This window comes from Tenacibaculum singaporense, assembly GCF_003867015.1.
GTDB classification, from domain to species: Bacteria; Bacteroidota; Bacteroidia; order Flavobacteriales; family Flavobacteriaceae; genus Polaribacter; species Polaribacter singaporensis.
This window is the reverse complement of record NZ_CP032548.1, coordinates 125,254-145,086: the sequence shown is the minus strand read 5'-3', so window position 1 is coordinate 145,086 and position 19,833 is coordinate 125,254. Positions and strand designations below refer to the sequence as shown.

Sequence of the window (19,833 nt, the reverse complement as noted above, 5' to 3'; positions counted from 1 at the left end):
ATAAAAACATATTAGAGTGTTTTTATAGTTAGTTGTGGTTTATAATTACGTTAAATTTGTATGGATATATTTTAGAGTAAATCCCACAAACTGTTTGAAAGGATTGAAAAAACTCATTAAATATATTTTGTAATTTTTTTGAGAGCTTAGTAACTACCTCTTTTTTAAAAGTAGAGGTCTGAGTTTTACATAGGAGAATGATAAAACCTAATGTGAATTTTACGTTAGATTTGAGAGAATAAAGGTGTTTCATAATTGGGAGACTTGGATTTAGTTTATACTTGTAATACTGTTATTTCATCTATAATTTCATTTAATGAGACAATTTAAAGGGAGCTATCGCTAAAAAAATATTTTTAATAATTCAGTATAAATATATAAAAAAAATTAACATTTTTTTATGTTTTTTATAAGAGAGGAATTTACTAATAGAGCTGATACTATTATACACAGTATTTAAAGCATTATTAATGAACATAATTTACAATAAAAAGAAGCTTTTCGAGAAATACTATTACTTACGAGTAGTCTGAGTAACAATTAATGAAATAATCGAAATTTGTCTATTGAGGTTGCTAAACATAAAAAAGCTATGCCCTAGTGAGGTTAGACAGTTTTTAGAAGTGTATGATTTGTAAACAATAAAATCTTACATTTGTTTTTATGGACATAAAATTGACAGAACAAGAGAAGATAAAGATTCTAAATTCCGATGATATTTACGGAATTATGCAACGCATTTTATTAAGAGATAATAAAATAGACCAAAATCGTGAGCACTTTTGGGTTATTGGTTTAGCAAATAACAACCGTATTCTTTTTATTGAGCTAATAAGTTTAGGAACTGTCAATGCAACCTTGGTAGAGCCTATGGAGGTATTTAGCTTTGCGCTGCAAAAAAGAGCTGTTAAAATCATATTATGTCATAATCATCCTAGTGGGGAATTAAAACCTTCTGAGGCTGATAAAGATATTTCTGACCGTTTAATACAAGTAGGTATTATTGTAGATACCGAAGTGGTAGACCACCTTATAATATCCGACAAAAGCTATCTAAGTTTTGAAGATACTGGATTACTAGACGAACTTAAAAAAAGCACTAAATATGTACCTAAATATGTGTTAGAACAGCGTCTAAAAAAAGAAGCTGCTGAAATAGCTGAAAAGAAAAAAGCCATTGAAATTGCTAAAGCTTTTAAAAGAAGCGGATTAGATAACGAGTTAATTGCTAAAAACACAGGTCTTACGATTGAAGAAGTAAAAAAACTACGAGTGAAAAGGTCGTAAAACAAATTTCTAATTATAAGGTAACAAAATTAATTCGTTAATACTTTTATTTTCCCTAATCAGACTAATCGAATAAAGTAAAGAAGCAAAAAGACAAATACTACTTAACAAGAAATAAAAAACTTTTGTTTATTAGATAAAGTAACTTATTTTAAAGAAGAAAATACATTAAAAAAAAGGGGGATTCTCCCCTTTTTTTAAATTAAGGATAAAGAAATGTAAAGCTAAAGGCTACGTTTATAGCGTGTTTTTGGCTTCTCTTATTCACTTTTTTTAAAAGTAAAGAAATCTTTATTGGTTTTTGAAACTGAAAAAATCGTATATTAGCTACGTTTAAACAGACAAACTATATATAGTTTCTTACAGTTTTATTTTAAACTGATGGATGTAATCACGGTTATCAAACTAACCTTTGCATTTTACCCCATAATTTTATCTTACCCTTATTTACTAGCATTCTCCCACAATAAGCATCATTACTATTTGTATGCTTGTCGTAGATAGAGTATGCTAAAAATTAACTAACGTATTTTAAAATTATCTATTATGAAAAATTTTTTATTAGCAGCTATTTTTTTAGCTTCAGGAACAGCTTTTGCACAGTTCGCTAATCCATTACCAACACCTAAAGCTAATTGTCTTGGATGTTCAGTTTCGCAAGTAGGACCTTCCTATGGAAATAGAGGAGCCGTAATTAACACAAGTTATGTAGATCAAACAGGACATATGAATGACGCAAGTGTTGTTCAAACCGGAGTTGGAAACCTGTCTAAAATTGATCAAGATGGTCAGAATCAAGGGTTTTCAGGAGGTTTGGGAAATGAAGCTACTGTATATCAAAGAGGAAGAAAGAACGAAACCGACATTAAACAACATGGAGATTATAACTCTGGTTTTGTAAATCAAGTAGGATATAAAAACTATGCACAACAAGATGTTGGTGTAGGTTGGGCAGAAAACAACAGAGCTTATGCTTATCAAACAGGACGTCAAAACACTTCTATTCAAAAACAACGTTATGATAATAATGTAGCTATTGTAGCACAATCAGGTAGAAGAAACTTTGCTCATCAAGATCAAAGCACAGGAACTAATGGTGCGCCAGGAAGTGTAGCGGGTATTTTACAAATTGGTAATTATAATAAAGCTAAACAAGTTCAAAGAGGTAGCTTTAATATAGATGGTATTGCTCAGTTTGGCAACGGAAATGTAGCTTCTACAAATCAATCTTCAAATGGAGGTTTAAATATTTCTGGTATTGCACAAACAGGTTGGGGTAACAAAGCTTGCGTTGATCAAAATGCAGATGCAGGGATTAACTTAAGTTTAATTAGTCAATTTGGTGTAGAAAATCATGCTTCTGTTATTCAAGATGCACAAGGTTCTGGAAACGCTAGTTTTATTGGACAGGCAGGTTACATGAACAAAGCTTGTGTTGAACAAACAGGATTATAAATTTTTAATTAAGCAACAAAGATAAGGGAGAATGGGAGGGTTTTCTTTTCCTCTCCCTTATTAATAAGAAACTAAAGTAATGATGAGAAGGATAAAAATGATATTGTGTATAATCCTATTAATATTTAGTTTAAAAGCTATGACACAACAAAATACATCTACTTACTTTGTGTCTGTACCTCAAATAGGAAGTGATGCTTCTTTTCTAGTTTTAGAAAAAAATATTAACTCATTAAATAATTTACAAGATTATGATAAATCGATTGATAATTATGATTTATCAATAAATCAGTTAGGAGTTAATAATGTTGCAGAAGTTAAAAACGGAATAAATGACATACAGTTGATTGGGCAAAAAGGTAGAGATAACTATTATAATTTCATAGATTATTATAATAACTCACCAACAAAAATAAATACTCTTCAAGAAGGTAATGCTAATTCATTGCTTATTTATGGAACAAACTCTTTGATGGAAAATGTAAAAATCATTCAAAAATCTAATTATAAAACAATTATAGTTAGGAATTATTAAAAAATGTTAAGGTTTATTTTTTTTAGAAACGTTTTAAAATATGTCACTCTATTGTTACTGTGTATAACTACAAGCTTTGCTCAAGAAATAAGCAATGTTAAAGCTAAAATACTTGTTCTTAAAAAAGATAATTTTATAACTGTAAAAGCAGAAGCTGAAAACGAAGGAGTGTTGTTTAAAGATGAGCTTAATTATAACTTATTAGTACTAAAAAAGAATAAAGAAGGAAACTATTCTAACAATAAACAATCGGGAGAATTTTCTTTAAAACCTAACGAGAAAAAAGAGCTTTCATTAATAAGATTGAGTTTAAACCCTGATGAAGAATTAAGAGCTTATTTATTTATAAGGCACAGGAAAAAATTAATAGATAAAGACACTCTAGTAATAATACCTAAAAAGGTAGGTGTAATGAATAAAGAAAAAATAGATGAGTCTAATTTTATATTAAAAGGATTGGTTATTGAAGAAGCAATAACAAAAATAGGAAAAGACTTTTATGACTTTTTTTATCAAGAGTATCTGCTCTCAGGCTTAAAATATCCTTTTATCATAAAAATAAAAGAAAAACCAGGATTAAGAAGAACTACAGTTTTAATTATTGAAGCTGATGATAAAAAGATTTTTGAGTTTATGACTATGCCAGGAGAAGATTTTCTTAAACGAGCTGTTAAAGCATCTTTGGTAAGATTAAGTAGTTATTCAAAACAGAGAAACACATTATTAAGTTATAAAATTTAAAAAAGTAAATTATGAAAATAGTAACCAAACTTATAACAATAGTTTTATTTTTACTAAGCTCATTTGCTTTTTCACAAGAACTAGTTTATAAACCGGTAAATCCGTTTTTTGGAGGAAACAATCCATTCGGGTATCAGCAAATTTTGGCTTCAGCTAATGCACAAAACGACTTTCAAGAAGAAGGACAAGATCCTTTTCAACAGCCTTCAGATTTAGAAAATTTTACAAATAGCTTAAACAGGCAATTACTAAATTCATTGTCGCAAGACCTATTTCAAGAACAGTTTGGAGATCAAGGATTAACTGTAGGAACTTATGTATTTGGGTCTTTAGTAGTAGAAGTTACACCTACAAGCGGGGGATTATCAGTGAATATTTTAAACACACAAACTGGTGAACAAACACAGATAATAATACCAAACAATTAAAACAAAACGATTAACTATAACTTAAATTTTATGAGAAAACTATTACTCAAATTATTATTCTCTTTATTAAGTTTTATCTTGTTTTCTAGTTGTGGAGCATACCTTAATCAGCCATTTCAGACAACGAATGCTAGAATAGGAGAAAACACCTCTTTACAAAACGATTTAATTAAAAACATTAAACCTGTCGAAAAAATAATCGTAGGAGTTTATAAATTTAGAGATCAAACAGGACAATACAAGCCTACTGAAAACGGTTCTACATTTAGTACTGCGGTAACGCAAGGAGGTACATCAATTTTATTAAAATCATTAGAAGAATCAAAATGGTTTACTCCAATAGAAAGAGAAAACATTGCTAACTTATTAAATGAACGACAAATAATAAGGTCTACAAGGCAAGAATACCAAGGAGTTAATTCTACAAAAATGCCACCATTACTTTTTGCTGGAATTATTTTAGAAGGAGGTGTGGTTTCTTATGATTCTAATATTATTACAGGGGGTTCAGGAGTTCGATATTTTGGAGCGGGAGCATCTAACCAATATAGAGAGGATAGAATAACAGTGTATTTAAGAGCTGTATCTACATCAAACGGACAAATCTTAAAAAATATTTATGTCTCAAAAACAATACTCTCGCAAGGAATTTCAGCAAACTTATATAGATATGTTTCTTTAAGAAGATTGTTAGAAGTAGAAACTGGAGTAACCAAAAACGAACCTATGCAATTAGCTGTAAAAGAAGCTATAGATAAAGCAGTAGAGCAGTTAATTATAGAAGGTGTTGTAGATGGTTTATGGACTCCTCAAGGAGGTGATACGGTTGTTAATCTCTTTAAAAAAGAATATTTAAAAGAAAAAAATGAAGCAGATAATACTTTATTGTTTAATAGAAAACAAGAAAAAAGAAGGGCTATTAATTCAATGAGTGTTATGGGAGGAACTTCAATAATTTCTGGTGATTATTCAAATCCAGTTGCAAGGTTTGGGTTTGACTTAAAATATAGGTACTTTTTTAAGGATCCAAGATTTAGTTTTGGAGGAAGTATAGGTAAGTTTTCACTAGAAAATGAAAGATCTTTTGAGAATACATTTTTAACATCAAGTCTATTTTTAGAATACAATATGTTGCCTTATGATAGGTTAACACCTTATGCGTATGTTGGGATTGGATCGGTTTTAGAAAAAAACCTAGATAATCCTATGTTTAAATTTCAGTATGGTCTGGGATTAGAGTATTTAATAACCAATAAAATAGGTTTAACTCTTTATGGAGAAAACTATCTTTTAGGCTCAGATAATTTAGATAAGTTAGTTAGAGGAAAAAGAAACGATTTTATTTGGAGAATAGGAGCAGGTATAAATGTTTATTTTTAAGAAAAAAAGTAATGAAAAGCATAATAAAAATAACAATACTTTTAATGTGTGTAACCTTATTTAACTGTAGTGAAGATACTGTGGATTTTGTTGAATTTGGCACTATTAAAGGGCGTGTAGTTAAAAAGAGAAGTTTTGAACCAATAGCCAATGCTAAAATTACATTGTCACCAACCAATAATACAACTTTTACAGATGAAGATGGTTACTTTCTAATGGAAAATGTGCCAGCACAAGACTATTCCGTAAGTGCAACTAAAGAAGGATTTTTAACAGGTTTTGAACCTGTGGGTTTAGGAGCAGAGGCAGAAATTAATGTAGTTTTTGAATTAGATATAGAAACAGCTTTAAACGACCCTCCAACTGCTCCAGAATTAAGATCCCCAGTAAGTGGTATAGAAGATGTAAATAACACGGTAGAATTAAGTTTTAAATCAACCGACCCAGATGAAGATGAAATAACATACAGAATAGAGATTAAAAACGACTTTAATAATGATGTTATATCTTTTGAAAATGTAAAAGACACTTTGTATACGGTAACCGATTTAAAATTTGGAGTAAAATATTTTTGGCAAGTAGCTGCTTCAGATAATATTAATGCAGAAGTATTAAGTACTGTAAGTACATTTAAAGTAACATCAACACCTGATAATAGATACTTTTATACAAGACAGGAAGAGGGAAATAATGTTATTTACTCAGGAGACTATATTAATGAAGCGCCAATAAATGAACTTTTGTTAACCTCCCCAACCACAAACTCCTGGAGACCTAGAAAAAATTCAGCAGCGAATTTGGTTGCCTTCTTACGGACAGACAATAACGAAACTCACATTTATACAATGAATACAGATGGTTCAGGTGTTAAAAAAGTTACTTCTAATGTTCCTGTAGTTGCGTTTGATTTAAACGAAGTTGATTTCTCTTGGTCTTCAAATGGAGATCGAATCATATATCCGCATTACGATAAATTATATTTGATAAATAAAGATGGAAGCGGTTTACAGCAAATATATCAAACAATAGATGGTAATTATATTACTGAATGCGATTGGAGTAATGATGAATCTAAAATAGCACTGAAAACCAATAATACAAGTGGGTATAATGTACAAATCTATACGATTGATATGACAGGAAATATAATTGACAATGTTTTAACAGGAGTACAAGGAGCTGCAGGAGGGATTAATTTTACAATAGATGGAAGCTCGCTGTTATACACTAGAGATATTTCTGAATATGAATCGAGTAATTATAGACTACTAAATAGTCATATCTTTTTATATGAGTTTGCTACAGCAGAAGTTACTGATTTATCAGAAGGAAAAGCTGATGGAACAAATGATTTAGACCCACGCTTATCACCTAATGAGGCTGAAATTATCTTTGTGAATACATCCAATGATGGAATTTCCACAAGAACAATTTATAAAGTACCTTTTAGTGAAGGGTCTACAACAAGAACAGCATTGTTTGAAAATGCTACAATGCCAGATTGGGAGTAAAAGAGAACTAACAATTACTGAGAGAGCGAGCGTTAAAAACGTTCGCTTTTTTCTTGGTTAAAACTTAATAATAGTAATATTTTATCATTGATTATAAAAAGAAATGAAGAATTGATTACTGGTTTTAAAAGAGTTTGGGATAATTATTATTTTAATTGGAGGTGAAATTGCTTTTGCTATTGAAGTTAAGGAGTTTTTTGGGTTTGATAATTAATTTAATGTTAGTATTAGAAAATTAAGGAGAAGTAAAAGCAAATAATTCAATTTAAAAAACATCTATTTTTAACTAACACTTACTTACAACAAATCACCACAAAACTTACCCTTAAAAAAACAAAACACTATTAATTAGTTGATTAAAATTGCTTTTGTGATCCAGAGAGTTTCCGTTATCAAAGAAAAAAGTGTGTTTGTAGCTCTGCGAAAAAGATATTGACAGACTTTTAATCATGATTTTATAACGATAAAAAATTAGAAGATTGTAGAGATATAGTTATTATTGGTTTTTGGGTAGGTTTAAGAGTCTCTGACTTTCTTAACTTACTTGAAATTAACACGGATGATGAATTTATAACTGTTCAACATAAAAAGACAAAAAACTCATCCGGGATTAAAGAGGTTACTCCTTTAGACCATAAAATAGAAGGAGTAATTAATAAAAGAGGAATGCTAAGAATGATAACAGATGTAAAACCTTAATTTGTGATGCTTTTTGGAAAAAGAATAATGGATAGGGGTGGTTAATTTAAAAAATAAAGAAGCGAAACTAAAAAGGGTAAGGTGTTTATTTATATTTTTTCTTTCCCCTCTGCTTTCCTTGTTAAAAAACAAACCCTTGAAAATCAACATTTTCAAGGGTTTAAAAGTGGTCCCACATGGGCTCGAACCATGGACCCCCTGATTATGAGTCAGGTGCTCTAACCAACTGAGCTATAGGACCCGTTAAATTTGGATTGCAAAAATAAAAACTTTTTTAAATAAAAACCTATTTTTTTACACTTTTCTGCTCATTAAATTTTTTCCAAAAGCGCGTAACCCTTCTTTATGGTTATTAGAAATGTTAAGGTGGTTTAAGCTTTCGAAAGACTTATCTGTGTAGTACTCAATAAGTTTGTGTGTCTCTTCTGGGATGTTATTTTCTTTAAAAATAGCCGAAACAGTGGTTACTTTTTCAGTATTATTTTTTTGCTTTCCGTTGTAAAGATTTAGTAAATTTTCTTTGTCAGTGCTATTTGCAACTTCTAAAGCTTTTAAGTAAAGGTAGGTTTTCTTGTTTTCAATAATGTCACCGCCAACTTGTTTTCCAAAAGATTCAGGATCTCCGAAAGTGTCTAAGTAATCATCTTGTAATTGAAAAGCAATACCTAGGTTTAAACCATAGTTGTATAAGTGTTGAGCTTGTTCTTCATCTGCTTTTGCAACAATAGCGCCCATTTTTAAAGCAGCAGCAACTAAAACAGATGTTTTTAATGTAATCATTTTAATATACTCATCAATGGTTACATCATTTCTAGTTTCAAAGTCAACATCTAATTGCTGTCCATCACAAACCTCCAAAGCAGTTTTGCTAAATAATTGTGCCAGCTTTTGAAAAATTTCAGGTTCATAATTTTCAAAATATTGATAAGCTAGAATAAGCATAGCGTCACCTGACAGAATCCCAGTATTTATATTCCACTTTTCATGTACAGTTTCCTTTCCTCTTCTTAAAGGAGCGTCATCCATTATGTCATCATGCACTAAAGTAAAGTTATGAAAAACTTCAACAGCAAATGCAGCTGGTAATGCTTTTTGATAATCGTTTGAAAATACATCAGCAGCAATTAAGGTTAATATTGGACGAATTCTTTTTCCTCCTAATCTTAAGATGTAATCTATTGGTTGGTAAAGGTTTTTAGGTTCTCTTGTAAATTTCTGAGATTCTAAAAAAGTTATAAAGTCTGATTGATATGATAATATGTCCAAATTTGAAAATTTTTGTAAAAATAAGGTAAAGATAAATTTTAACTATAACGTAATGTTAAAAAAAGATTAAAACTCTGGAAACTTTTTTTGTTTCTAGAGTTTCCTATTGTACATTTGCAAACAATTATGAGAGATAAAATAATTAATAAAGCTGGAGAAATGTTTTTAACCCTTGGGTTTAAAAGCACAACGATGGATGATATTGCGAAAGAGCTTGGAATGTCTAAAAAAACATTATACAAGTATTTTTCAAATAAAACAGCTTTGGTAGATGCTAGTACGGAATCGGTTCATAATACAATAAGTGAAACGATTGATATGGTTAAAAGCCAAAATTACAATGCTGTAGAAGAGGAGTTTGCTGTGAAGGCAATTTTTAAAGAAATGTTTAAAAATGCAAAAACTTCACCTATGTACCAATTAAAGAAGTACTATCCAGAAACGTATACAAAGCTAATAGAACGTGAGGTTTGCATGTTTAGAGACTGTAATGTAGATAATTTAAAGAAAGGAATTGAACAAGGTTTATACAGAGCAAACATAAAAGGAGACCTTTTAGTCAACTTTTATTTTACACTGGTTTTTGGTGTATTTGAAAGCGAACTATACAGCAACGATATGCAAGAGGTTATGGAAATTGAATATGAAATTTTAGAGTATCATATTAGGGCTATAGCTACTCCAAAAGGAGTACAAGAATTAGAAAAACAATTAAAAAACATAAACAAAAACTAAAAACAATGAGGAAATACATATATGGTGTATTTGTGTTCTTTTTTACGGGGTACCTATTTGCTCAAGAAAAAGAAATGAGTTTATCAATGCAAGAGGCAATTGATTATGCTATAAAAAACAGTTACGAGAATAAAGTGTCTTTAAATGATATAGAAGCAGCTAAAAAGAAAAAATGGGAAACTACTACAATAGGTTTACCGCAAATTAATGGAAAAGTTGATTATCAAAACTGGATAAAACAACAAGTTTCTTTACTGCCAGTTGCAGCTTTTGATAATACACAAAGTACCATAGATATTGTAGAGGAATATTTTGATGGAGTCGTAAGAAATGGAAATGAAGTAACAACACCAACAGGCTTTATTCCTTTGCGATTTGGAACAAAGCAAACAATGAATGCATCAGTCACATTATCTCAATTAATTTTTGATGGTTCGTATTTGGTAGGGTTACAATCGGCAAAAACATACTTGAAAATATCTGAACAAGCAAAGGAGAAAACAGAATTAGCAACGCGTGAAGCTGTTATTAATGCTTATGGAAATGTATTAGTTACTGAAAAATCAATTGAGATTTTAGAGAATAACAAGAAAATATTAGAGAAAAACTTGAATGAAACTCAAAAAACCTACGACAATGGGTTGACAGAGTTAGAAAATGTAGAGCAGTTACAAATTACTTTAGGAAACGTTGAAAGTAATCTAAGGAATGCTGAACGATTAAAAGAAATAGCATACCAAATGTTAAATGTTTCTCTAGGTAACTCAATTGATACCAAATTAACACTAACTTCTACCTTAGATAATTTGGTTATTGATAATACCGATTTAAGCTTATTAGCTACTCAATTTAATATTGATAATCATATCGATTATAAAATAGCTCAAAACGATAGAGAAAGTAAACGTTTATTAATGAAGTTAGAACAAAGTAAAGCTTTACCAAGTTTATCAGCATTTATAAATTATGGAGCTAATGCCAATTCAGACGATTTTAATTTCTTAGATAGTAATCAAAAGTGGTTTGACTATTCGTTATTTGGAGTAACCTTAAATGTGCCTATTTTTAGTAGTTTGGGAAGAAGTTCAAGAACGGCGCAAGCAAAAATAGCATTAGAAAGTGCAGATATCCGCTTAGAAGAAGCAAAGCAAAAGTTAAACCTACAAGTACAAAGAGCTAAAAGCGAGTATCAATTAGGAATTGAAAACTACGAAACAGCGAAGAAAAATTTAGCGTTAGCTGAACGAATAGAAAAAAAGCAACAAGTAAAGTTTTTTGAAGGAATTTCTTCAAGCTTCGATTTACTACAAGCACAAAATCAGTTATACACACAACAGAACAATTATGTACAATCTATGTTGAACGTAATTGCTAAGAAAGCACAATTAGAAAACGCATTAAACATACCACTAAAATAAAATCAACTATAATGAGAAAAATATATTCACTATTCGCAATTACATTGCTTTTAGCCTCATGTGGAGGTAAAAAAGAGCAATCTGTACAAGACGTAATAGCTTCTAATGATTTAGCTAAAATTAGAGAGAAAAAAGCGTCGTTAGATACACAAATGCAAACACTATCTGATGAGATTAAGATTTTAAACGACAAAATTTCTGAATTAGATACAAACAAAAAAGTTCCATTAATTACAGTTCTTTCAGCAAAGGAAGAGGTTTTTGATCACTATTTAGAATTGCAAGGAGCTGTACAAACAAAACAAAATGTATTAATTTACCCAGAAATGCCAGGGCTTCTAGTACGTATTTATGTGAAAGAAGGACAGTATGTTAAAAAAGGACAAACCTTAGCAAAAATTGACGATGGAGGTTTAGCTAATCAATTAGCTCAAATAGAAGCGCAAGCTGCATTAGCAGAAACAACGTATAAGCGTCAAAAGCGTTTATGGGACCAAAAAATAGGATCTGAAATTCAGTTTTTACAAGCAAAAACTAATTATGAAGCACAAACCAATGCGGTTAGTCAATTAAGAAGACAATTAGCAAAATCGGTAATTACTGCACCTTTTTCAGGAGTAATTGATGATGTAATTAAAGAGCAAGGAACTGTAGTTGCTCCAGGAATGGGGTCAGAAGTTTTTAGAATTGTAAACCTAAAAAACATGTATATCGAAACAGATGTACCTGAAAGTTACATTACTTCTATTAAGAAAGGAAAAAATGTAGAAGTTGAGTTTCCTGTTTTAGGAGAAAAGTTAACTTCTAAAATTCGTCAAGCAGGTAATTTTATTAATCCAGCCAATAGAACGTTTAAAGTAGAAGTAGGTGTGCCTAACCATGAGGGTAAGATTAAGCCTAACTTAACAGCAAAGTTAAAAATCAACGATTACTCTAATGAGAAAGCAATTTTAATTCCTCAAAGTATTATTTCAGAAAATGCTAATGGAGAACAGTATGTGTATGTGGTAGAAGATATCAAAGATGAGGTCGGAACTGCTAAGCAAACAATTATAACTACAGGGAAAACGCAAGGAGATATTATTGAAGTTTTAAGCGGAATTGAAAGCGGAACAAAAATTATTGAAGAAGGAGCTCGTAGTGTAAAAAACGGACAAGAGGTTAAGGTATTAACTCTTTCAGAAGAAGCAAAATAAGACACCAAAAATTATTCGTCTAATGACTGATAAAAAACAAAAAAAGCAAGTAGATAAAGAGTTTGGTTTATCTTCTTGGGCAATAAATAATAAAACAACTATCTACGTAATGATGGTTATGATACTTATAACAGGTATTTCTGCCTTTTTAAGTATGCCAAGAGAAAATTTCCCAGAAATTAGAGAAACCAAAATTTATATAAGTTCTCTGTATCCAGGAAATACAGCAGAAGACATTGAAAAGTTGATAACTGATCCGTTAGAAGATAGGCTTAAAACGGTAAGTAATGTAGTAGAAATTACGTCTACATCGCAGGAAGATTACTCAATGGTAATTGTTGAGTTTGACGAAAATATATCAGTAGATCAAGCTAAACAAAAGGTAAAAGATGAAATAGATCAAGAAACGTCAGGAGAAGATTGGCCTACATTTAACGGAGCCAAAGTAGAACCAAATGTTTTTGAGCTAAGTATTTCTGAAGAAATGCCAATTTTAAACATCAATATCTCGGGAGATTATCCAGTAGATAAATTAAAAGAATTTGGTGAGTATTTAGAAGATGAAATTGAAGATTTACAAGAGATTAAAAAAGTAGATATCCGTGGTGCAGAAGAAAAAGAAGTTGAGGTAGCTGTTGATATTTACAAAATGATGGCAGCACAAGTAAGTTTCCAAGATGTTATCAATTCGATAAATGGAGGTAACTTAACAATGTCGGCAGGTAATTTAATTGCTAGTGGACAGCGACGTACTGTTAGAATTTTAGGAGAGATTGAAGATCCGCAAGAATTACAAGACTTTGTCGTAAAATCAGAAAAAGGAAACTCAATTTACCTTAAAAACATAGCAAAGGTTTCTTTTAAAGATAAAGATAAAACTACCTACGCGCGTGAGTTTGGAGAAGCGGTAGTGATGTTGGATGTTAAAAAACGTTCAGGAAAAAACATGGTGGAGGCTGCTGAAAAAATTCAGAAAATTGTAGAAGATACCAAAGCTAACATATTTCCAAGTAATTTAAAAGTAACCATTGCTAACGATCAATCTTCAAAAACTATTGGTCAGGTAGATGATTTGGTAAATAATATCATCTTTGGGGTTATCCTAGTAGTTTTAGTATTAATGTTCTTCTTAGGGTTCAAAAATGCCCTATTTGTTGGATTTGCAATACCAATGTCAATGTTCATGTCATTAATGATCTTGAGTTGGCTAGGATATACCATGAATACTATGATTCTTTTTGGATTAATTATGGGACTTGGAATGTTAGTAGATAACGGAATTGTTGTTGTTGAAAACGTTTACCGTTTAATGGATGAAGGGATGCCTAGAATTGAGGCAGCTAAGAAAGGTATCGGTGAAATTGCTTTTCCAATTATTATCTCAACCTTAACTACAGTGGCAGCCTTTGTTCCATTAGGAATGTGGCCAGGAACTATGGGGCAGTTTATGATTTATTTTCCTGTAACATTATCTGTAGTATTAGGTTCGTCATTGTTTGTGGCAATATTTTTTAACTCAGTGTTAGTATCACAATTTATGAGTGTTGAAGATAAAAATATGCCATTAAGACGTATCATAATCTTGTCATCAGTAATGGCGGTGATAGGGTTGTTGATAGCATTTTTAGGAGGAACGTATAGGGCGTTAGGAACGGTAATGATATTTACAGCCATTATGTTGTGGGTGTATCGATTGGCATTACGCCCATGGGCAAATCGTTTTCAAAATACAGTATTACCACGATGGGAACGTTTTTATGAAAGAATGTTAAGAGCAGCTCTAAGAGGCTGGAGGCCGTATGTTATTTCTTTAGGTACGTTTGTTTTATTATTTATTGCTTTTGGAGGTTTTGGAGCCTCAATAGGAAGTCAACGTACAAAAGTTGAGTTTTTCCCAGATAACACACCAAACCAGATTATTGTGTATATCGAGTATCCTCAAGGAACTGACATTGAAAAGACAAATCTGATAATGAAAGATTTGGAAGAGCGTGTATATAAAGTATTAAACTCACCAGAATATGTAGACAACGGTTATAATTTCTTAGTAGAAAGTGCTGTTTCACAAGTAGGAGCAGGATCGGGAAATCCACAAACTGATGGAGGTTCAACCGCAGAAATGCCTCATAGAGGGAAAATTACTGCTTCCATGCGTGAATATAAATTTCGTAGAGGAGCAGATAGTAAAGAATTACAAAGAAAAGTAACCGAAGCATTAAGAGGAATTTACCCTGGATTAGAAATTTCTGTAGAAAAAGAAGCAGTAGGTCCACCAGCAGGATATCCTATCAATATTGAGTTAGAAGGAAATGATTATGCAGAATTAATTAATACTGCTGAAAAAATGAGAGATTTCATCAACTCAAAAAGTATTGCTGGTATTGATGAGTTAAAGATTGATGTAAATAAATCTAAACCATCGATGTTAGTAAATGTTGATCGCAAAAAAGCTGGAGAACTTGGAGTGAATTCATCACAAGTAGGAAACCAGTTGCGTAATGCTATTTTTGGTTCGAAAGCAGGAGTTTATAAAGAAGATGGAGATGACTACGATATCTACGTTCGCTTTAATAAAGAAAACAGATATAATAAAAGTGCAATTTTCAATCAGAAAATTACTTTTAGAGATATGTCTTCAGGTACTATTAAAGAAATACCTGTGTCAGCAGTAGCAAAACAAACAAATACCTCAGGGTTTAGTGCCATTAAGCATAAAGATGTAAAAAGAGTGGTAACGGTATATTCAGCTTTAGCCCCAGGATATACAGATGCTGCAGCGATTGTGTCAAAAATTCAAAATGAAATGAAGACGTTTACTGAAAAACCAGATTCAGTAAAAGTTGATTACACAGGGCAAATTGAAGAGCAAAACAAACAAATGGCGTTCTTAATGAAAGCATTTTTTGGAGGTTTAGGATTAATTTTCTTGATTTTAATTTTCCAGTTTAACTCAGTTTCTAAGCCAGCAATTATTATGCTAGCTATCTTCTTGAGTTTAATAGGTGTATTTGGAGGGTTAATTATAACAGCTAAGCCGTTTGTAATTATGATGACCATGATGGGAATTATTTCGCTGGCTGGTATTGTAGTAAACAATGGGGTGGTATTACTTGATTATACCCAGTTACTGATAGATAGAAAGAAAGTAGAGCAAGGATTGTCTGAAGATGAATTTGTAGATGTGCATACTTTGGGAGAAGCTGTAATTAGAGGAGGAAAAGCACGTTTACGTCCAGTATTATTAACGGCTATCACAACCATTTTAGGGTTAATTCCATTAGCAACAGGTTTAAATATTAATTTCTTTACCTTAGCTAGTGAGTTAAATCCGCATATATATGTAGGAGGGGATAACGTAATTTTCTGGGGTCCATTAGCATGGACTGTTATTTACGGATTATTTATAGCGACCTTCTTAACATTAATTGTAGTACCGATATTATTCTACTTAATCACTAAGTTTAAAATGTGGTTACGTAGCGTTTTATAATTGATTTTTTGTTAACTGTAAAAAGGGTTAAAAGTAAATTACTTTTAACCCTTTTTTAATGGTATAAAACAAAAAGTTAATCAGGCAGTCGATCTCTGTCCTTTTTTGTCCTGTTAAATCGATAAGTAAAAGTTACAGAAGAGTATCTACCAACAGGTTTGTCATACCTTGTTGCGATGTAATTTTCACCAGTAATTAACTGTTTACTTACTCTAGAATCAAAAATATTGTTCATGTTTAAAGTAAGTGTGGCTTTGTCGTTCCAAAAATCTTTGCTCACACCTATATTAGCTCTATACTGAGCTTCAGTAAAAATTTGTCCGCTCTGTCTTTCTCCAAGATAATTTAAGCTAGATTGAATGGTTAATCTTGAAAATTTCATTCTAGAATTTAAACGAGTAGACCATGTGTTGTCATCAACAGTATATATTCCTCTTTGATCGAAAGAATAATAGTTGAATTCACTTGATAACCTCCACCATTTATAAGGAGAATATCGAATGGCTAATTCAGCACCAAATCTTTTTTCTATTCCTGAGTTGATAGGTTTGGATATTAAAGCTCCAAAAGAGTTTGTTGTAACCAAAGTTTCAAACACATTAGTAGTTCGTTGGTAATATATTGATGGGTTTAAAGTGAATTTACTCCATCTTTTTAATAAGCCTAATTCGAAAGAATTCGTGTACATAGGGTTTAAATCAGGATTACCTACACGTATATTTCTACGGTCTGAAATTCCACCAAAAGGATTTAAGTGCCAAAAGCTAGGGCGTCTAATTCTTCTACTATAACTTAATTGCAAATTAGTAGCTTGATTAAAGCTGTATGTAAAATGGGCAGTAGGGAATAAATCAGTATACTTTTTACTAGTTTTAAATTGATTATTTCTATCGGTGCTTCCAGTATTGGCATGTTCAGCACGTAAACCTAGTAAGTATTGAAGTTTGTTTTTTTTGTTTCCATATTGAACATAAGCTCCATAAATACGTTCATTATATTTTAATAAGTTGTTTAAACTATCAATTATAACAGCATTATCCCAAACTTTATAGTCGCTATCAATATTTCTAATTTCTCCTTTTATTCCCATTTCCACATGTGATTTTTCTGAGATAGGTAGTTTAAAGTCAGTTTGGAATAAAAAATCTTTACTACTTTCAATGTCTCTACTTTGTAGAATGTTTATAGCTGAGGTTGTAGGAAACTGTTGTTGCTCTTTAACTAATTCATTTTCGTCATCATTCCAAAAATCGTATTGAAAATTAGCGGTAAATTTTTGTCCTTTTTTAGCAAATGTTTTTACGTAATTTAATTCAATTTGATTTGCTTTTTGAGGCTCTCTATATGATTCTTGTGTAGTAAGAATGCTATCTGTTTGTTGTGTGTTGTCTAAAAAATTAAAGGTATAATCAACATTGTTTTTACTTGTATTGTTTCTATGGTAGTAACTTAGAGTAAGTGTGTTTTTATCATTAATGTAATAATCGCTTCCAAAATAAAGATTAAAAGTATTACGACTTCTAGTAGTATTAGTTACTCTGTTAGAATAAGAGGTTATTGTACCATTATCGAGATTAGTTCTGTTCAAGTAACCATTTCCATCGAAAGACATATAACGATATCCAATATTAGAAAATAAATTGAATTTCTCTTTTTTGTAGTTCATATTGTAGTTGATGCTATGATTGTCAGGAATTCCTGTGGTTAGCTGTAAAGAGCTACCAAAACCACCGTTTTTATTTTTCTTTAAGATGATATTGATAATTCCGGCAGTCCCACTAGCATCATATTTAGCAGAAGGGTTGGTAACTACTTCAACTTTCTCGATATTCTCTGACGGAATTGATTCTAAACCATTATTAGCGGTTAAAACAGATGGTTTTCCATTAATTAAAATACGAACATTTGGGTTTCCTCGTAAGCTTATACCACCTTCAATATCTACACTTACTGACGGAACATTATTTAAAACATCATTAACAGAACCACCTTTAGAAACTAAATCTTTACCAACATTGAATACACGTTTATCTAGTTTGTACTCCGTGGTAGATTTCTCGGCTGTAATTTCTACTTCATCTAAGGCTTGTAAGTCCTCTTGAAGAAGAATAGTTTGAAGTGATTGGTTTTTAGTTAGTGAAACATTATTCATTGAATGGTTTTTAAAACCAATAAACTCTACTTTAATATTATACTGACCTTTTTTAATATTCATTAAAAATTCTCCTTGGCTATTAGTAGATTCTCCAGCAATAACTTCATTAGTTGTTGGGTTGGTTAAAATTATAGTGGCAAATTCTAAAGGTTGTTTGGTGTTTCTTTCTACAACTTTACCTGTAAGTGTTATTTGAGCAGATAACTGAATAGAAATAAATAGTAGTAGAATAAATAAAGGCTTTTTCATTATTACTTAATATTTGAATTATGCAGCAAAGATGAATTTAAAAGGCATGCGGGTTTGTTGTAATAGATAAAACACTACAAATAATCGACGTATAAAGAACTATTCAATAGGTGAAGAATTTAAGGTTTAAAAAAGCTTTGTTCAGGGGGTAAAAGGCTAAGTTTGTCGATTTGGAGTTATAAGTACACAAGCTATTTATATATTTACAAACTATGATTACAAGAGCAGCAGTTATTAAGTTTTTTTCAGAGAACAGGGTGTTACAACATGTACTATTTTGGAGTGTGTTCCTTGTTTTAGACTTTCCTAAAGATTCACTTATATATCAAGAAGAGTTTTCTTTTTTAGGAACTTTTGTAATGTCTATGTGTCATATGATTCCTAAGATAATTATATCATACTTCTTAGCTTATTATGTTATTCCAAAATTTTTATTGAAGAAAAAATATGTAATGACAGTTGTTTTATTTTTAATAGGAACATATTTATTGGCAGCGTTTAATAGAGTTTTGGTTGTACATGTAGGAGAAACATTAATAAGAAAAGGAGTTTTTACACAAGAACCTATTTTAGAGATTTTAACCGATTGGAAAAAATTGTTGTTTAAATATATTCCCAATATGTATTTAACAACGTTGGTCTTTCTTTCTGTAAAGTATTTTCTAGATTATAAAAGAGTTAAAGAAAAAGAACTGGTGTTTGAAAAAGAAAAAACGGAAGCAGAATTAAAAACATTAAAAGCACAATTAAATCCACATTTCTTATTCAATACCCTTAATAACATTTATAGTTTGTCTTTGAGTAACTCGCCAAAAACACCAGCTTCAATAGGTAAGCTATCAGAAATGTTAGATTATGTATTGTATAGGTGTAATACTAAGTTAGTGTTACTTTCTAACGAAATTAAATTGATAGAAAATTATATAGAGTTAGAAAAACTAAGGTACGATTCACGCTTAAAAGTTTCCTTGATAAATAAGGTAGAAAAAGATATCAAAATACCACCATTGATATTATTATCGTTAGTTGAAAATGCGTTTAAACATGGTGCAGGAGAAGATAGCGGATCACCAGAAATTAAGATTGAGTTTTTAAGCTCAGAGAATAGTTTTAAGTTTAAAATATCTAATACGGTTTCCAAAGATTATGTCCTAAAAAAAGAGAGTATAGGCTTATCAAACGTTAGAAAGCAATTAGATTTAATCTATCAAGACCAATATAGTTTGACAATAGAGAATGAAGAAAATAAATTTAAAGTAGTTTTAAAGGTTTATTCAAATTAAGTAGT

14 protein-coding genes and 1 tRNA gene are annotated in these 19,833 nt (G+C 30.8%); 12 read left to right on the top strand and 3 right to left on the bottom strand.

Translation table 11 applies throughout. The features are described from left to right. The first annotated feature begins 663 nt into the window (after positions 1-663). From D6T69_RS00675 to D6T69_RS00645, 7 genes are all read left to right on the top strand, one after another. Entirely contained in the window at positions 664-1,287 is a 624-nt protein-coding gene (locus D6T69_RS00675; RefSeq protein ID WP_125065974.1) for a JAB domain-containing protein, read from the top strand. A 546-nt stretch (positions 1,288-1,833) separates the two neighbouring features. After that, a complete protein-coding gene (locus tag D6T69_RS00670) occupies positions 1,834-2,742 on the top strand; it encodes a hypothetical protein (protein WP_125065973.1) in 909 nt (302 codons plus the stop codon). A 139-nt stretch (positions 2,743-2,881) separates the two neighbouring features. Next, positions 2,882-3,277 (top strand): hypothetical protein, encoded by a 396-nt coding sequence (locus D6T69_RS00665; protein ID WP_125065972.1) that lies wholly within the window; start codon positions 2,882-2,884, stop codon positions 3,275-3,277. A gap of 51 nt (positions 3,278-3,328) precedes the next feature. Next, complete coding sequence (locus D6T69_RS00660) at positions 3,329-4,018, top strand: CsgE family curli-type amyloid fiber assembly protein (protein ID WP_164506665.1); 690 nt, start codon at positions 3,329-3,331, stop codon at positions 4,016-4,018. A gap of 11 nt (positions 4,019-4,029) precedes the next feature. Continuing rightward, complete coding sequence (locus D6T69_RS00655) at positions 4,030-4,446, top strand: curli assembly protein CsgF (RefSeq protein WP_121146286.1); 417 nt, start codon at positions 4,030-4,032, stop codon at positions 4,444-4,446. A 30-nt stretch (positions 4,447-4,476) separates the two neighbouring features. Beyond that, positions 4,477-5,826: a CsgG/HfaB family protein gene (locus tag D6T69_RS00650; RefSeq protein WP_125065970.1), complete on the top strand. Its 1,350-nt coding sequence runs from the start codon at positions 4,477-4,479 to the stop codon at positions 5,824-5,826. 11 nt (positions 5,827-5,837) lie between these two features. After that, the gene (locus tag D6T69_RS00645; RefSeq protein WP_125065969.1) at positions 5,838-7,337 is read left to right on the top strand and encodes a carboxypeptidase regulatory-like domain-containing protein; all 1,500 of its coding nucleotides are present in this window, start codon (positions 5,838-5,840) and stop codon (positions 7,335-7,337) included. A gap of 866 nt (positions 7,338-8,203) precedes the next feature. Here D6T69_RS00645 and D6T69_RS00640 read toward each other — a convergent pair. After that, a tRNA-Ile gene (locus D6T69_RS00640) sits at positions 8,204-8,277 on the bottom strand. Between the two features lie 53 nt (positions 8,278-8,330). Further along, positions 8,331-9,302 (bottom strand): polyprenyl synthetase family protein, encoded by a 972-nt coding sequence (locus tag D6T69_RS00635; protein ID WP_125065968.1) that lies wholly within the window; start codon positions 9,300-9,302, stop codon positions 8,331-8,333. A gap of 126 nt (positions 9,303-9,428) precedes the next feature. Here D6T69_RS00635 and D6T69_RS00630 point away from each other — a divergent pair, with 126 nt between their 5' ends. Genes D6T69_RS00630 through D6T69_RS00615 form a run of 4 tightly spaced genes read left to right on the top strand, consistent with a single transcriptional unit; the run spans position 9,429 to position 16,141 of the window. Next, positions 9,429-10,037 carry a TetR/AcrR family transcriptional regulator gene (locus D6T69_RS00630; protein ID WP_125065967.1) on the top strand — a complete coding sequence of 203 codons (609 nt, stop codon included), beginning with the start codon at positions 9,429-9,431 and terminating at the stop codon, positions 10,035-10,037. A gap of 5 nt (positions 10,038-10,042) precedes the next feature. Beyond that, positions 10,043-11,455 carry a TolC family protein gene (locus D6T69_RS00625; protein ID WP_125065966.1) on the top strand — a complete coding sequence of 471 codons (1,413 nt, stop codon included), beginning with the start codon at positions 10,043-10,045 and terminating at the stop codon, positions 11,453-11,455. Positions 11,456-11,466: 11 nt separating this feature from the next. After that, complete coding sequence (locus D6T69_RS00620; protein WP_125065965.1) at positions 11,467-12,651, top strand: efflux RND transporter periplasmic adaptor subunit; 1,185 nt, start codon at positions 11,467-11,469, stop codon at positions 12,649-12,651. Between the two features lie 22 nt (positions 12,652-12,673). Then, positions 12,674-16,141, top strand: a complete 3,468-nt coding sequence (locus D6T69_RS00615; protein ID WP_125065964.1) for an efflux RND transporter permease subunit — start codon at positions 12,674-12,676, stop codon at positions 16,139-16,141. 76 nt (positions 16,142-16,217) lie between these two features. Here the strand turns inward: D6T69_RS00615 and D6T69_RS00610 are convergent, their stop codons facing one another. After that, the gene (locus D6T69_RS00610) at positions 16,218-18,545 is read right to left on the bottom strand and encodes an outer membrane beta-barrel family protein (protein ID WP_125065963.1); all 2,328 of its coding nucleotides are present in this window, start codon (positions 18,543-18,545) and stop codon (positions 16,218-16,220) included. A gap of 212 nt (positions 18,546-18,757) precedes the next feature. Here D6T69_RS00610 and D6T69_RS00605 point away from each other — a divergent pair, with 212 nt between their 5' ends. Further along, positions 18,758-19,828 carry a sensor histidine kinase gene (locus D6T69_RS00605; RefSeq protein ID WP_240628338.1) on the top strand — a complete coding sequence of 357 codons (1,071 nt, stop codon included), beginning with the start codon at positions 18,758-18,760 and terminating at the stop codon, positions 19,826-19,828. Positions 19,829-19,833 lie beyond the last annotated feature (5 nt).

What these genes read in the sequence shown, in the direction of transcription:
- D6T69_RS00655 (WP_121146286.1), top strand. Translation starts at nt 4,030, where the DNA reads ATGAAAATAGTAACCAAACTTATAACAATAGTTTTATTTTTACTAAGC.
- D6T69_RS00610 (WP_125065963.1), bottom strand. Translation starts at nt 18,545, where the DNA reads ATGAAAAAGCCTTTATTTATTCTACTACTATTTATTTCTATTCAGTTA.
- D6T69_RS00650 (WP_125065970.1), top strand. Translation starts at nt 4,477, where the DNA reads ATGAGAAAACTATTACTCAAATTATTATTCTCTTTATTAAGTTTTATC.
- D6T69_RS00625 (WP_125065966.1), top strand. Translation starts at nt 10,043, where the DNA reads ATGAGGAAATACATATATGGTGTATTTGTGTTCTTTTTTACGGGGTAC.
- D6T69_RS00665 (WP_125065972.1), top strand. Translation starts at nt 2,882, where the DNA reads ATGACACAACAAAATACATCTACTTACTTTGTGTCTGTACCTCAAATA.
- D6T69_RS00605 (WP_240628338.1), top strand. Translation starts at nt 18,758, where the DNA reads ATGATTACAAGAGCAGCAGTTATTAAGTTTTTTTCAGAGAACAGGGTG.
- D6T69_RS00675 (WP_125065974.1), top strand. Translation starts at nt 664, where the DNA reads ATGGACATAAAATTGACAGAACAAGAGAAGATAAAGATTCTAAATTCC.
- D6T69_RS00615 (WP_125065964.1), top strand. Translation starts at nt 12,674, where the DNA reads ATGACTGATAAAAAACAAAAAAAGCAAGTAGATAAAGAGTTTGGTTTA.
- D6T69_RS00620 (WP_125065965.1), top strand. Translation starts at nt 11,467, where the DNA reads ATGAGAAAAATATATTCACTATTCGCAATTACATTGCTTTTAGCCTCA.
- D6T69_RS00630 (WP_125065967.1), top strand. Translation starts at nt 9,429, where the DNA reads ATGAGAGATAAAATAATTAATAAAGCTGGAGAAATGTTTTTAACCCTT.
- D6T69_RS00670 (WP_125065973.1), top strand. Translation starts at nt 1,834, where the DNA reads ATGAAAAATTTTTTATTAGCAGCTATTTTTTTAGCTTCAGGAACAGCT.
- D6T69_RS00645 (WP_125065969.1), top strand. Translation starts at nt 5,838, where the DNA reads ATGAAAAGCATAATAAAAATAACAATACTTTTAATGTGTGTAACCTTA.